Here is a 15,296-nt window from a genome sequence, read left to right as displayed (position 1 = left end):
CATGCTAATATAAGAATTTAGACAGTCATAGTAAGACTACCAACTTTCCTTTTTCATGTTATTTATTAACAATTTTAACGACTTATTTAGTTAATAAGTATGATATCAAAAATTTTGATTTTATAAAGTTTTTTTTGTCAATTAGCATTTTACAGACAATTTAAGGTATAGTTTTTGTCTTACGTAAAATGTTTTAGTATTTTTAATGCAGAAAGGACAAAATAATATGGATGATAATTTTTCACCAAGAGTAAAAGATGTTATTGCTTACAGCAAAGAAGAAGCCTTGCGTTTGGGCCATGATTTTATTGGCACTGAACACCTAATGCTTGGACTCTTACGAGACGGAAATGGGAAAGCAATAAATATATTAAACGCTTTAGATATAGATTTAAACCACTTAAGACGAAAAGTTGAAATACTTAGTCCTGCGAACCCAAATATCTCTATAGCGTCTAATCAAAAAAAGAACTTACACCTAACTAGGCAAGCTGAACGTGCTTTAAAAACTACTTTTTTAGAAGCTAAACTTTTTCAAAGCACTTCCATTAACACAGCGCATTTATTATTGTGTATTTTGAGAAATGAAAACGACCCAACTACTAAGCTTTTAAATAAATTAAAAGTTGACTATGACAATGTTAAAGAACAATTTAAACTTATGATTACAAACGACAACGATTACATAGAGCCCAAATCTGAATTTCAAGATGACGAGAACATACCAGAAGAAGAATCTTCAAAAGGTGATATTTTTAACTCCCCAACCGGAAAGTCCAACAAGAAGTCCAAAACTCCTGTTTTAGATAATTTTGGACGTGATTTAACAGCTTTAGCCGAAGAAGGTAAGCTTGACCCTGTTGTAGGGCGAGAAAAGGAAATTCAGCGTGTTTCTCAGGTTTTAAGTAGAAGAAAGAAAAACAACCCTCTTTTAATTGGAGAACCTGGTGTTGGTAAATCTGCCATTGCTGAAGGTTTAGCACTTAGAATTGTTAAACGAAAAGTCTCTCGTATTTTATTCAATAAACGCGTAGTTACTCTAGACTTAGCCAGTTTAGTTGCTGGTACGAAATACCGCGGACAATTTGAAGAACGTATGAAAGCTGTTATGAACGAGCTTGAAAAGAACGACGATGTTATCTTATTCATTGATGAGATACATACCATTGTAGGTGCTGGCGGAGCTACAGGAAGTTTAGATGCTTCAAATATGTTCAAACCTGCCTTAGCCAGAGGGGAAATTCAATGCATAGGTGCTACAACTTTGGATGAGTACAGACAATATATAGAAAAAGATGGCGCCTTAGAACGTCGTTTTCAAAAAGTAATTGTTGAACCTACCACGGTTGAAGAAACTATAGAAATCCTTAATAACATAAAAGGTAAATACGAAGATCATCATAATGTTGACTATACTCCAGGAGCTATTGAAGCTTGTGTGAAGTTAACTAACAGATATATGACTGAACGATTTCTGCCCGATAAAGCTATTGATGCTTTAGATGAAGCTGGATCACGCGTTCACATAACTAACATTGACGTCCCTAAACAAGTTATTGAGCTTGAAAAGCAACTAGAGGCCATTAAAGAATCTAAAAATGCTGTTGTTAGAAAGCAAAAATATGAAGAGGCTGCTAAACTTAGAGATGATGAAAAGCGTCTTGAAAAAGAATTAGCTGTAGCCCAAGAAAAATGGGAAGAGGAAACAAAACAACACCGCGAAATTGTTACAGAAGATAATGTTGCTGATGTTGTTTCAATGATGACAGGTGTTCCTGTAAATAGAATTGCTCAGACTGAAATCAATAAATTGGCTGAATTACCAAACCTTATTAAAGGAAAAGTTATTGGTCAAGACGATGCTGTGGCAAAAGTAGTTAAAGCCATTCAGCGTAATCGTGCAGGACTTAAAGACCCCAACAAACCTATTGGTTCCTTCATATTTTTAGGTCAAACAGGAGTTGGTAAAACGCAGTTAGCCAAGGTTTTATCTAGAGAGTTATTTGATAGCGAAGATTCACTTGTTAGAATTGATATGAGTGAGTATATGGAAAAGTTTGCTATATCGCGTTTAATTGGTGCGCCTCCTGGGTATGTAGGTTACGAAGAAGGCGGACAATTAACTGAAAAGGTTAGAAGAAAACCTTATGCTGTTATTTTATTAGATGAAATTGAGAAAGCGCATCCTGATGTGTTTAATATGCTACTTCAAGTTTTGGATGATGGATATTTAACTGATAGTTTAGGTAGAAAGATTGATTTTAGAAACACTATCATTATCATGACATCTAATATTGGTGCACGCAAACTTAAAGATTTTGGTACAGGAATTGGTTTTGGAACCGCTTCTCAAAAAGCACAAGAAGATGCCAATGCTAGAAGTGTTATTGAAAATGCATTAAAAAAATCATTTGCTCCAGAATTTTTAAATAGAATAGACGATGTTATTGTATTTAATGCACTTGAAAAAGAAGACATCAATAAAATTATTGATATTGAACTTGAAAAGCTTTTAAAAAGAATAAAAGGACTAGGTTACAACCTAACACTAACTGATAGTGCTAAAGACTTTATTGCTGAAAAAGGTTTTGATAAGCAGTATGGTGCTAGACCACTAAAAAGAGCTATACAAAAATATGTTGAAGATGCTCTAGCTGAAGAGATTGTTGCTTCCAACCTTCAAGATGGTGACAATATAAAAATAGATTTAGACAAAAAAACAGAAGAGTTAAGTATTACCATTGATAAAGCTGAAAAGCCCACGGAGTCTTAATAATACTGAATTAAATAACTATTAAAATCCTGCTTTAAGAATAAAGTGGGATTTTTTTTTGAAAAACTGTAACAAATAGAACACCCACCTATCTATAATGTAAAGATATTTTTGTGACGCTAACCAAACTAAACACAGAACAGCTTGTAAATCTTTGTAAATCCCAAAACCAATCAGCGCAATTGGAAATTTACAATAGATATTATAAAACCATGTACAATGTTTCATTACGTATTGTAAAAAACAGCTATGAAGCTGAAGATATTATGCAAGATTCGTTTTTAACGGCATTTACAAAATTAAACAACTTAAAAAACGCATCTACTTTTGGTCCATGGCTAAAGCGTATAGTAGTAAACAATAGTATATATCAGTACAAAAAAAACATAAAGACCAAAGAAACATCAATTGATGACATCCTCTTTAAAGTTGAAGATAGTTCACAAGGAATCAACAGCAATTATGAATTTACAAACTTAAAAGCACAACAAGTTATAAGCACTATGGAAAAACTAAAAGACAACTATAGAATCGCATTAACTCTCAATTTAATTGAAGGCTATGATTATGAGGAAATTAGTGAGATTATGAAGATTACTAATGCCAATTGCAGAACAACCATATCCAGAGCCAAGGAAAGTTTAAGACAAAAACTACAATTAATTATCTCTTAAAAAATTGATTATGAGCAAAGACAATATAGATAGTTTATTCAAAAATCTTGAAAACGATTTTGATATTGAAAACCCAGATTTTGGGCATGAATCACGTTTTTTACAAAAACTTAATACTCAAAAATCAATTACTAATCATCGAAGCAAAAATATTTGGAAACCATTTTTAGGTATTGCTGCATCAATTGCTTTATTAGTGTCCCTTTTTGTTTTTTCACCTAAAGAAGATACCAAAATTAATCTAGCAGATATCTCGCCAGAAATGGCGAAAACCGAAACGCTATTTATGACTTCTCTTAAAAAGGAATTAGAAAATCTGAATAGTGAAGATATGCCAGAATATCAAGAAATAATTGTTGATGCCTTGTTTCAAATTAAAATTTTAGAAGAAGATTATAATCAATTAATATTAGGCTTAAAAGAACAACCAAATAACCAATTAGTTCTAGACGCTATGATTCTAAACTTTCAAAGCAGAATTAATGTAATACAAGATACCAAAGAAAAAATAGAAGTATTAAAAAAATCTAATAATCAAATAACAATCATTTAAATTTTAAACATCATGAAAAAAACAATTACTCTAACACTTATGTCATTAATGCTAGTAGGCACTACTTATGCACAATTATGGGGAAACAAAAAAGTAAAAGGAAACGGAAACGTTATTAAAGAAACCAGAACAACTGGTGATTATGATGGTATTAAATGTGCTGGCTCTATGGATTTTATTCTTGAAGCTGGCGAGGAAGGAAAACTAACTTTAGAGGGAGATTCCAATCTCTTAGAATACGTTATTACCGAAGTTAAGGGCGATCAGTTAATTGTTAAGACTAAAAAAGGTATTAGTATGAGTTATAAGAACAATACCATTAAAGTTTTTATCCCTTTTAAAGATATAAGTTTAGTATCCCTAGCTGGTTCTGGTGATTTATACAATAAAGATATTATTAAATCAGACGACTTAAGTGTTTCTCTAGCAGGCTCAGGAGATGTTAAACTTGAAGTTGAAACTGATTTTGTAAAAGGTGCTATTGCTGGATCGGGCGATTTAACATTAGAAGGGAAAACAAATACCTTAGAAGCAAGAGTTGCTGGATCAGGAGACTTTCATGGATTTGATTTACAATCCGATGATACAGATGTGGCTGTCGCAGGCTCTGGAGACGCGAAAGTGGTAAGCAATAAAACTTTAAAAGCGAGAGTTGCCGGGTCAGGAGATATTGTTTACAGAGGCAACCCTGAAGTTGATAAAAAGATAGCTGGTTCTGGTGACATTTCTAAGAACTAAAATAATCAATCAAATATTTACGACAATAAAAAAAAGCCATTTCTAAGGAAATGGCTTTTTTTTATTTACACTATATGATTTTATCTCTTGAATTGTTTTTATTTAATATACCATCATTAGAATCAAAAGTAAGTAACATCAAAACTACCCTCAGTAATCTCATAAGATTCATCTGGACTTAAAAAAGATTTTGCTGTGAACTCAAAAGTACCAACTATCCTTCTATTTGCTTTATCATGCAGCGTAATAACAACCTTTCCCGAATCAGAAGAAAAGCTTTCACTAAAAGACTTACTATATAATCCGCTAGGTATTCCAAATGTAGAAAGTTCATACTCTCCTGGAGTAACATTTGGATCCAAATTTAAACCAAGAACTCGCGAACTACCTATTGTAGCACTAATACCTAAATTTGAAATACCACCAGCACTTACCGATATAGCATTAATTTTTTCTTCTACAAATTCTACACCATCTACTTTTGCGAAAAATGAATTTTCACCTGACCCTGATGAAACTGCTGCGAAAGATACTTTTTCAAAAACTCCATTTGTGAATTCTTTAATTCCTAAATCTGGATTATGACCAGTAAAGAAAAAAGTTCCAGAAATTGTTTCACCTTCATTATCAATTTCTGTAATTGTAATCTGCCCTTGGCTATCTAAAAAGTTTGTAGCCCCTATCCAAGTGTCTCCAGATCCATCTTTTGAATTGGTATTGTATGCTGCTCCATTCACTTCAATACCATCAGAAATACCAATATTATAAGTTCCCACAGTACTTGCAAATACAGTTAACGTAATTAACTCTTGGTTATCTCCTTTTAAACCTGATATGTTAATTATACCATCAGATACTGAAGCTGTAACAACATCTGCAACATAAGTTTGAGAATCAAAATCTACTTGAAAAACCCCTGAAACATCATCATCACCTTCTGCAATTTCTCCTTCTGGAATTTCGCCCTCAAAAGGCTCAATATTACATGAGGTTATAAATAATAAAGCGAAAAAAATCGTAAAGAGGTAACGGAATTTAATAGTAGTTTTCATTTGTTTGTTGTAAAGTTGAACAAACATAAGAATTCAATTTATTAAACTGTCATTTCTTACTTCAAAATGAAGATTTTTTAGATAAACGAAACTTAAACGTCTTGCGAGTCATTTTTAGGCACTCTTATCAATAAAAGAATTCCAGCTAAAAAGAATACGAACAGAAATAAAATAGCGTATCGCATAGATTTATATTCAGAAACAACTGCGAAAATAAGCATACCAATTACAATACCTATCTTTTCTGCTACATCATAAAAGCTAAAATACGATGTAGTATCATCAGTCTCAGGCAAAAACTTTGAATATGTTGAACGACCTAAAGATTGAACACCTCCCATAACTAACCCTACTAATCCTGCAGCAATGTAAAACTCTTGTGGAGTTATCATAAAATAGGCATACACACAAAGACACATCCATATTGCATTAATAGTAATAAGAGTTTTTATATTGCCATATTTAGAAGCTGATCTAGACGTTAAAATCGCACCAACAATTGCAACTAATTGAATCACTAGAATACTAACAATAAGACCTATTGTTTTTTCATTATCAGATACCCATTCAATCTCTTTTTCTCCAAAATATACAGCCATTAACATAATGGTTTGCACAGCCATACTAAATACAAAAAAAGCATATAAATAGCGCTTTAACCTCAAGTTTTGCTTTAATTGTTTCCATACTAATTTTAATTCACGAAAACCATTAAGCACAATATCATTTGTAACTTTATGTCCAGAGGAAACACCTTTAGGCAATATATAAAATGTGTATTGACTAAATAAAGCCCACCAAATACCAACTGTAATGAAAGAGTAACGCATCATTTCAATTTTATCAGCATTATCTTCTTGACTCATTACCATAACTAGATTAAGTATCAATAAAAGAACACTACCTATATAACCCATGGAAAACCCTTTTGCACTAATACTATCTTGCTGCTCTTCAAATGCAATATCTGGCAAATAAGAGTTATAAAAAACTAAGCTTCCCCAATATCCAATTAACCCCATAAAATAAAACAAAAGACTTAAATGAACAAAACTTAAGTTAAACCAATATAATCCTATACAACCAGCAGAACCAACATAGCAAAAGAATTTCATAAAATTCTTTTTATTACCAATATAATCTGCTACTCCAGAGAGAATTGGTGATAAAATAGCAACAACTAAAAATGTGAATGCAGTTACAATGGTAATTAAAGTTTCTTGCTTCATTGTAAAACCAAAAGCAGAAACTAAATCTTCTTTAGAATCGAATAATGAAGAATAAAAGAGAGGAAATATAGAAGACGCAATAGTTAATGTATAAACCGAGTTAGCCCAATCGTAAAATGCCCAAGCGTTTAAAAGTTTTTTACTTCCTTTTTCCAATACTGCCATAATAAAAAAGCTGCCCGTTTATGAGCAGCTTCTAAAGTAATCAAATATTTTATATATGTAAACTATTGTCTAAATGTAGTTACCCCAAATTTTTGAGCTTCTGCCCTAGCTTTTGGCGCCCACTTTGTTAAGTTAGCAATTCTTGTATCGTTAGCTGGGTGTGTACTCATAAACTCTGGTGGGGCTTGTCCTCCACTATTTGCTTTCATACGCTTCCATAATTCTGCAGCTTCATTAGGATTATAACCAGCTATAGCCATTAAATAAATACCTATTTGATCAGACTCTGTTTCATGACTTCTGCTAAAAGGCAACATAACACCTAATTGAGAACCTATACCGTAATATTGATTAAAAGCATTTCTAGATTGCTCATCTTTTATCGCAATATTTCCTGCCACAGCTCCAAATTGTTGTAACATACCTGCACTCATTCTTTGTTGTCCGTGGTTTGCTAGAGCATGAGCTACCTCGTGCCCCATAATTGCTGCTACACCTGCCTCATTTTTAGCAATTGGTAATATACCTGTATAAAACACAATTTTTCCACCTGGCATACACCAAGCATTTACCGTTTTATCATCAACTAGATTATATTCCCATTTATAATCTTTTAAATATCCTTGATGCCCATTAGAATTCAGCCAACGTTCTGCAGCTACAGCAATTTTTTGACCAACACGAGTGATCATTTCTGCATCTTTAGTGCCAGTAACAACCTTGTTTTCATTTAAAAACTGACTATATTGAGCAAAGGCTGTTGGAAACAATTGAGAGTTAGGAACTAATGCCATTGTCTTTTTTCCTGTAAATGGATTGGTAGCACATGCCACAACAATTACAGCAATAGCTAACAAAATGAATGTCTTTTTAATTTTCATCGTTATTATATTTAACTAATTTAGTAGAAATACAAAAATTGTATTTTTAATTGTGACACCTAATTCACCCATTAGTCACATCTATCCAAAAATATAAAAATATCTAATACTTTAAATAACTTAATGACTATTAAATTTATCTTAGATGAATTATTGTTAAGTTTGGTAAACACAAACGACTTAAATACAATAAAAAACGACTTAGCTATGCATAAATTATTGATTGTTATCACTCTAGTATTTTTTGTTAATTGTAATTCTTTAGCTCAAAAAAAATCTGAAGAAAAAAAAGTAACTTACAAAGTTGAAAAGACAGAAGCTGAATGGAAAACCCAATTATCTCCTAAAGAATTTTATGTATTAAGACAAGCAGGTACCGAACGTGCTTTTACTAGCCCATTGAATAAAAATTATGAAGCTGGTTTGTATTTATGCAAGGGTTGTGATACTCCTCTTTTTAAAAGTAAACATAAATTTGATTCTGGTACTGGTTGGCCTAGTTTTGATAGAGAAATTAAAGGTAATGTAGCGTTTTCTACAGATTATGATTTAGGATATGCCAGAACCGAAGAGCATTGTGCTACTTGTGGCGGGCACCTTGGACATGTTTTTAATGATGGCCCAAGAGAAACAACAGGCAAACGTCATTGTATAAATGGTGTTTCTTTGAAGTTTATAAAAAATGAATAATACTAAATTTGTTTTATGGAGAGTTATTTAAATGGTGTGATTAAACAATTTGAATATTACAAAAGCCTAGGTGATAAAACTTTTAAACAGCTTACTTTAGATGAGATTCAGTGGCAGAGTAATGAAGATTCTAACAGCGTTTCTATTATAATAAAGCACATGGTGGGTAACATGCTAAGTAGATGGACGAATTTTCTAACTGAGGATGGTGAAAAAGAATGGCGCAATAGAGATGATGAGTTTATAGACAGTTTTAATTCTAAGGAGGAACTTGTTGCTGCCTGGGAAAACGGCTGGCACTGTTTATTTAAAGCTATTAAACCATTAAAAACAGAAGATTTAGAACGCATTATTTATATACGACATGGTGGGCATACAGTTACCGAAGCTATTAATAGACAATTAGCTCATTACGCCTACCATATTGGACAGATTGTGTTTTTAGGAAAGCTTTTAAAAGGAGAAAAATGGATGTCTTTATCTATTCCGAAAGGGGATTCTATCAATTATAATAAAGATAAGTTTAATAAAGAAAAAGGTAAACGCCATTTTACGGATGACTTATAAAATAAGTCGCAGTATTCAGTAGGTGTTTGCAGTTGTTACTTACTAAATTTTAGCATCCTTTATATTTTGTATGTTTACTGATTGAAACTGAACAAATGGTTGAGTTTACAATCTAGCAAGTATACCCGCGAGAAGGATTGAACGGCATGTTTGAAATCCCCGACGAAGGAGGGATTGAGTAGTGAAAGCCTGTTTGCCATTTTTCTTGGCAACTCGCCCAAATAATTTAATGTTTTAATTTGTTTTTAAACGGACGGATAATTAAGCGTGCTTCTCTATCAAAACGGATATAATTATACACCCAGTTAACGAATACCACCATGCGGTTTCTGAAACCGATTAGGAAAAATAAATGCACAAACATCCAGACGTACCAAGCAAAAATGCCTTGAAACTTCCATTTTTCCAAGTCTACTACAGCTTTATTTCTGCCTATGGTTGCCATGGCTCCTTTATCTTTATAAGCAAAAGGTTTCATAGGTTTACTTTCTAAAAGTTCCAGAATATTATCGCCTAATTGATCGCCCTGTTGTATGGCTGGTTGCGCCATCATAGGGTGGCCGTAAGGAAACGCTTCTGATGCCATACAAGCAATATCACCTATTGCAAAAATATGCTCGTAACCTTTTACTTGATTAAATTCGTTAACCAATAATCGATTGCCTCGAGTTACAAAATCTTCTGCATCTAACCCCTTTATGGTTGCTCCTTTTACGCCAGCTGCCCATACTACGGTGGCGGTTTCAAAGGTTAAATCAGTATTAGTAGTTACCGTTTTACCATCATAATTGGTTACCCTAACATTTTTCCAGATGTTAACTCCTAATTTTTCTAGAAAGTCTTCGGCCTTTGCAGAGGCTTTTTCACTCATTCCCTTAAGAATACAATCACTGGATTGAATAATATGAATTTGGGCTAAGCGCGTATCTAAATCTGGATAGTCCTTTGGAAGAATACCTTTTTTAATTTCTGCCAATGCACCTGCAAGCTCCACTCCTGTTGGACCTCCTCCAACAATCACAAAATTCATTAAGGCATTACGCTCGTTTAAATCTGAAGTTAATAAGGCCTCTTCAAAATTTTCAAGAATTAAACTTCTAAGGTTTAAAGATTGTGGTATGGTTTTCATAGCCATACTATATTTTTCTACTTCTGTGTTTCCAAAAAAGTTGGTTGTTGAGCCTGATGCCACAACCAAATAGTCAAACTTTAAATTACCTATATTAGTTTTTATCTTGTTTTTGTTTGCATCAATCTCCTCAACATCTGCTAACCTAAAATAAAAATTAGGGAAATCTTTTAAAATTTTCCTGATTGGGTAAGCAATAGAATCTGGTTCTAAACCACCTGTTGACACTTGATATAATAAGGGTTGAAAAGTATGGTAGTTATTCTTATCCAAAAGTACAACCTGTACTTCTTGTTTTGATAATTTTTTTGCTAAAGCAACGCCTGCAAAACCACCTCCAATTATTACAATTCGGGGAAAACTCGTCCTAGGTATGTTCATAAATAAATACTTGCGTTGCAAAGGTACTATAAAGATGTAAAATTATAAGATCTAAATTCTTTATTCAAATTCGATTTTGTAAATTCGCAGCTTAAACTTTAACAAATGAGTAAATACGATATTATTGTTCTTGGAAGTGGTCCTGGTGGTTATGTAACGGCTATTAGAGCATCACAATTAGGTTTTAAAACCGCTATTGTTGAAAAAGAAAATCTTGGTGGCGTATGCTTGAATTGGGGTTGTATTCCAACAAAAGCATTATTAAAATCTGCTCAAGTTTTTGAATATCTGAAACATGCAGAGGATTATGGTTTAAAAGTGAAAGATGCTGATCATGATTTTGATGCTGTAGTTAATCGTAGCCGTGGTGTTGCAGATGGTATGAGTAAAGGTGTTCAATTTTTGATGAAAAAGAATAAAATTGACGTTATTGAAGGTTATGGAAAGATTAAACCTGGAAAAAAAGTTGACGTTGATGGCACTGAATATAGCGCAGACAATATTATTATTGCTACAGGAGCACGTTCTCGTGAATTACCTAGCTTACCACAAGATGGTGAAAAAGTAATTGGCTACAGACAAGCCATGACTTTAAAGAAACAACCAAAGAAAATGATTGTAGTTGGTTCTGGTGCTATTGGTGTGGAGTTTGCGTATTTCTACAACTCTATGGGTACTGAAGTTACTATTGTTGAATATTTACCTGGTATTGTTCCCGTTGAAGATGAAGAAGTTTCTAAACAATTAGAACGTTCTTTTAAGAAGTCTGGGATTAATATTATGACTTCAGCAGAAGTGACTTCTGTTGACACCTCTGGAAAAGGCGTAAAAGCTACAGTAAAAACTAAAAAAGGCGAAGAAGTTCTTGAAGCTGATGTTATTTTAAGTGCAGTTGGCATCAAAACAAATATTGAAAATATTGGTTTAGAAGATGTTGGTATTGTTGTAGATCGAGATAAAATAATTGTAAATGATTTTTACCAAACTAATCTACCAGGATATTATGCTATTGGAGATGTTACTCCTGGTCAAGCTTTAGCGCATGTCGCTTCCGCAGAAGGTATTTTATGTGTAGAAAAATTAGCAGGTCATGATGTAGAGCCTATTGATTATGGAAACATTCCAGGGTGTACGTATTGTTCTCCTGAAATCGCATCTGTTGGTTTAACAGAAAAACAAGCAAAAGATAAAGGATTAGATATAAAAGTTGGAAAATTCCCTTTCTCTGCATCTGGTAAGGCTAGTGCTGGCGGAAATAAAGAAGGTTTTGTAAAAGTTATTTTTGATGCTAAATACGGTGAATGGTTGGGTTGCCACATGATTGGTGCTGGCGTAACTGATATGATTGCTGAAGCTGTTTTAGGTAGAAAACTTGAAACTACTGGTCATGAAGTATTAAAAGCAATACACCCACACCCAACTATGAGTGAAGCGGTTATGGAAGCAGTTGCTGATGCTTATGATGAGGTGATACATTTGTAGACGTTGGATGTTAGACGTTAAGAAATATAAAAAAAATGCGATTCAATTATGAATCGCATTTTTTTATAAATTATTTCTAGTTAGTACTTATATTACTTTCTTTTTGATACTATATATAGCTTATTCTATAAAAAACTTTGAATAGCAAGTTCATAACTTTGAAGTCCAAAACCTAGAATGACACCTTTAGCGTTTGGAGATATAAAAGACTGATGTCTAAACTCTTCCCTACCAAATGTATTTGAAATATGCACCTCAATAACTGGGGTTTCAATAGCTTTAATAGCATCGCCAATACCTACAGAAGTATGTGTGTAAGCGGCAGCATTTAATACAATACCATCATAACTAAAACCTACCTCTTGTAGTTTATCGATTAACTCACCTTCAATATTAGATTGAAAATAATCGATTGCAACTTTAGGGTATTTTCCTTTTACCTCTTCCAGAAACTCAGTAAAAGTTAAGCTCCCATATATATTAGGCTCTCGCTTACCTAACAAGTTTAGATTTGGTCCGTTTATTATGATTAGTTTTTTCATGCTATAAAAATACAAAAGTTGTTGTATAAAAAAAGCCGAAGTATATTATACTTCGGCTTTGTAATATATGCTTATTGTTTAAAATCTAAAACCTAACCCTATTTGTAAAAAGTTAAACTTTGTTTTAATATCACTAGCGTTAATCCCAGGATCTTCGCCACCATCAGTAAAAATCACTGCATCATCTTCTAGTCTATTATTCAATCCTAATGAATATCTTACGGATGCAAAAACTTTTTCAGTAATATCGTAACTCAATCCAGCAGATAAACCAACACCCATTTTTTTAACCCCATCAGATTCTTCTAAAATAAAATCTAATTGAGGTCCAAATAATAAACTAAACTGTTCTGAAGCCATATATTTCACCATAATAGGGACAACTAAAGAGTTACCTGACTCTCCATCTTGTCTTGAGTTAACATACTGAATCTCTGGTTGAACATGAAATTTCTCAGAAGTTTGAATATCCGCAAACAAACCAATATAAAACCCCGAGACATTATCTGAAGCTGATATCCCATCAAATTTTACTGATGCAATTAAAGAGTTATAACCAGCAGTAGCTCCAAACTTAGTGTCTTGCGCGTTTATCAATAAAGGCATAGAAATGGTCATAAAAAATAAAACTAAAATTGAAATGTTTTTCATAATTAATTGTTTTTTGATTGAATTTAGAGAGCAGCAAAAATAGCAAAGGTTAGGATAATGAGGTGATTTTTTTTACAAATATTTAAAAGACTATAACACTATTAATAAATTCACATAAAAAAAGAGAGACTAATAAAGCCTCCCTTTTTGTTTTTCTAAAAAATACTTATGCTATAGTGCAAATTCTACACCAGCAGTTATGGTATTAAAACCTACTGTTACAGGCCCAGCATCAATACTTACTCCTCTGTAAGCAAGAACTACATCTAGAGACTCACTAACCGCATACTGAACTCTTGGTGCATAATAAAAACCACCATCATTACCATCATTGATTCCAACAGCATAACCTAAATCTACTCCTAAAGTAAATTCATCAGAAACATTGAAACGACCTGCTGCAGCTAAGGGTAAAAATTGTGCATCTTCAGCATCACCAAAATCAGTATCCTTACCAAAAGACTGAGAAAAGCCTGTAGCAACACCTGCTTCAATTTGATCAGATACTTCCCATAAATAAGAAGCATCTACTGTAATGTTAAATGAGTAGAAATCACTAAAATCTCCAGTGATAAGTCCAACATTAACACCTCCATTGAACTGCCCTTGAGCATTTAAACCTGTAATTCCGAATACTGCAATAACAGCTAATAAAAATAATTTTTTCATAATTTAAAATGTTTTTAGTTTGATATTGACAAATTAAGGTCAAATTTTTGGAAAATCCTACAAAACCGACTGGGTTATTAACAATTTTATTAACATTATTTTTCAAATCACTGAATGTAAGGTTATTATGATTTATGTTATCAACAGTTTTTATAAAATATACGAATAAATACGTAGGTTTTAATTTAACTTTTCAATGAATATTTAGTTATTTTTACAGTCATGAAATGGCAAAATGCATTAAAAGATTATAAATTATACCTAAAAATTGAGCGTGGTTTATCAGATAACTCTATTGATAATTATGCGCTTGATGTAAAAAAGCTTATTGTATTTCTTGAACAAAATGATATTAGTAAATCGCCAATTCATATAGCATCAGAAACCATACAACAATTCATTTATGAAACAGCTAAAATTGTTAACGCTAGGTCTCAATCTAGACTAATATCTGGTTTAAGAAGCTTCTTTAATTACCTCATATTTGAAGACTATAGAAAGGACAATCCCCTAGAACTCATAGAATCACCTAAAATAGGGAGAAAGCTTCCAGACACGCTTTCCGAAGAAGAAATAGATACCTTAATTAAAGCTATAGATTTAAGTAAGCCAGAAGGCGAGCGTAATAGAGCAATGCTAGAAACACTATATGGTTGTGGACTCCGAGTGAGTGAATTGATAAACCTTAAAATATCAGATTTATTCTTTGATGAAGGTTATATAAAGGTTACTGGAAAAGGTAACAAACAACGTTTTGTTCCTATTATTGATGTTACTCAGAAATACATTAGCATTTACAGAAATGAAATAAGAGTGCATTTAAATATACAAGCTGGACACGAAGACACCCTATTTTTAAATAGACGCGGCAAGCAACTAACTCGCGCTATGATTTTTACAATTGTTAAACAACTCGCTGAAAAAATAGGATTAAAAAAAAATATATCCCCACACACCTTTAGACATTCATTCGCTACACACCTACTAGAAAACAATGCTGATTTGCGCTCAATTCAACTCATGCTCGGACATGAGAGTATTACAACAACTGAAATATATGTACATCTGGACAAGAGTCATTTAACTAAAGTAATGGAGCAGTATCACCCAAGGAAATAAT

At 32.7% G+C, this 15,296-nt stretch carries 15 protein-coding genes; 8 read left to right on the top strand and 7 right to left on the bottom strand.

Going from position 1 to position 15,296, the window contains the following annotated elements:
- The first annotated feature begins 226 nt into the window (after positions 1-226).
- From Q0772_RS10750 to Q0772_RS10735, 4 genes are all read left to right on the top strand, one after another.
- Complete coding sequence (locus tag Q0772_RS10750) at positions 227-2,773, top strand: ATP-dependent Clp protease ATP-binding subunit (protein ID WP_298344646.1); 2,547 nt, start codon at positions 227-229, stop codon at positions 2,771-2,773.
- A gap of 113 nt (positions 2,774-2,886) precedes the next feature.
- On the top strand, positions 2,887-3,447 hold the full coding sequence (locus Q0772_RS10745; RefSeq protein WP_298344205.1) for an RNA polymerase sigma factor: 561 nt from the start codon (positions 2,887-2,889) through the stop codon (positions 3,445-3,447).
- Positions 3,448-3,457: 10 nt separating this feature from the next.
- Positions 3,458-4,000 carry a hypothetical protein gene (locus Q0772_RS10740; protein WP_298344203.1) on the top strand — a complete coding sequence of 181 codons (543 nt, stop codon included), beginning with the start codon at positions 3,458-3,460 and terminating at the stop codon, positions 3,998-4,000.
- A gap of 12 nt (positions 4,001-4,012) precedes the next feature.
- A complete protein-coding gene (locus Q0772_RS10735) occupies positions 4,013-4,738 on the top strand; it encodes a head GIN domain-containing protein (RefSeq protein WP_298344200.1) in 726 nt (241 codons plus the stop codon).
- Between the two features lie 122 nt (positions 4,739-4,860).
- Here the strand turns inward: Q0772_RS10735 and Q0772_RS10730 are convergent, their stop codons facing one another.
- The 3 genes from Q0772_RS10730 to Q0772_RS10720 all read right to left on the bottom strand — a co-directional run bounded on the left by Q0772_RS10730 (position 4,861) and on the right by Q0772_RS10720 (position 8,065).
- Positions 4,861-5,790 (bottom strand): DUF6252 family protein, encoded by a 930-nt coding sequence (locus tag Q0772_RS10730; RefSeq protein ID WP_298344198.1) that lies wholly within the window; start codon positions 5,788-5,790, stop codon positions 4,861-4,863.
- 92 nt (positions 5,791-5,882) lie between these two features.
- Positions 5,883-7,184 (bottom strand): MFS transporter, encoded by a 1,302-nt coding sequence (locus Q0772_RS10725; RefSeq protein ID WP_298344196.1) that lies wholly within the window; start codon positions 7,182-7,184, stop codon positions 5,883-5,885.
- Positions 7,185-7,246: 62 nt separating this feature from the next.
- Complete coding sequence (locus Q0772_RS10720) at positions 7,247-8,065, bottom strand: M48 family metallopeptidase (protein ID WP_298344193.1); 819 nt, start codon at positions 8,063-8,065, stop codon at positions 7,247-7,249.
- 207 nt (positions 8,066-8,272) lie between these two features.
- Between Q0772_RS10720 and msrB the strand changes: the two genes are divergently transcribed.
- Positions 8,273-8,755 carry a peptide-methionine (R)-S-oxide reductase MsrB gene (msrB, locus tag Q0772_RS10715; RefSeq protein ID WP_298344643.1) on the top strand — a complete coding sequence of 161 codons (483 nt, stop codon included), beginning with the start codon at positions 8,273-8,275 and terminating at the stop codon, positions 8,753-8,755.
- 15 nt (positions 8,756-8,770) lie between these two features.
- Entirely contained in the window at positions 8,771-9,322 is a 552-nt protein-coding gene (locus Q0772_RS10710; protein ID WP_298344190.1) for a DUF1572 family protein, read from the top strand.
- Between the two features lie 226 nt (positions 9,323-9,548).
- On the opposite strand, the gene Q0772_RS10705 is transcribed toward Q0772_RS10710, so the two are convergent.
- Positions 9,549-10,832 carry an NAD(P)/FAD-dependent oxidoreductase gene (locus Q0772_RS10705; protein ID WP_298344187.1) on the bottom strand — a complete coding sequence of 428 codons (1,284 nt, stop codon included), beginning with the start codon at positions 10,830-10,832 and terminating at the stop codon, positions 9,549-9,551.
- Between the two features lie 105 nt (positions 10,833-10,937).
- Between Q0772_RS10705 and lpdA the strand changes: the two genes are divergently transcribed.
- The gene (gene lpdA, locus Q0772_RS10700) at positions 10,938-12,314 is read left to right on the top strand and encodes a dihydrolipoyl dehydrogenase (RefSeq protein ID WP_298344184.1); all 1,377 of its coding nucleotides are present in this window, start codon (positions 10,938-10,940) and stop codon (positions 12,312-12,314) included.
- 125 nt (positions 12,315-12,439) lie between these two features.
- Here the strand turns inward: lpdA and aroQ are convergent, their stop codons facing one another.
- The 3 genes from aroQ to Q0772_RS10685 all read right to left on the bottom strand — a co-directional run bounded on the left by aroQ (position 12,440) and on the right by Q0772_RS10685 (position 14,176).
- Positions 12,440-12,856: a type II 3-dehydroquinate dehydratase gene (gene aroQ, locus Q0772_RS10695; RefSeq protein ID WP_298344181.1), complete on the bottom strand. Its 417-nt coding sequence runs from the start codon at positions 12,854-12,856 to the stop codon at positions 12,440-12,442.
- 78 nt (positions 12,857-12,934) lie between these two features.
- Positions 12,935-13,507: a porin family protein gene (locus Q0772_RS10690; protein ID WP_298344178.1), complete on the bottom strand. Its 573-nt coding sequence runs from the start codon at positions 13,505-13,507 to the stop codon at positions 12,935-12,937.
- A gap of 171 nt (positions 13,508-13,678) precedes the next feature.
- Entirely contained in the window at positions 13,679-14,176 is a 498-nt protein-coding gene (locus Q0772_RS10685; RefSeq protein ID WP_298344175.1) for an outer membrane beta-barrel protein, read from the bottom strand.
- Between the two features lie 222 nt (positions 14,177-14,398).
- Between Q0772_RS10685 and xerD the strand changes: the two genes are divergently transcribed.
- Entirely contained in the window at positions 14,399-15,295 is an 897-nt protein-coding gene (gene xerD, locus Q0772_RS10680) for a site-specific tyrosine recombinase XerD (RefSeq protein ID WP_298344172.1), read from the top strand.
- Position 15,296: the final 1 nt, after the last annotated feature.

Origin of the sequence: uncultured Algibacter sp., from assembly GCF_947490405.1 — a bacterium.
Taxonomy (GTDB): domain Bacteria; phylum Bacteroidota; class Bacteroidia; order Flavobacteriales; family Flavobacteriaceae; genus Algibacter_B.
This window is presented reverse-complemented; position numbering and strand designations above follow the sequence as displayed.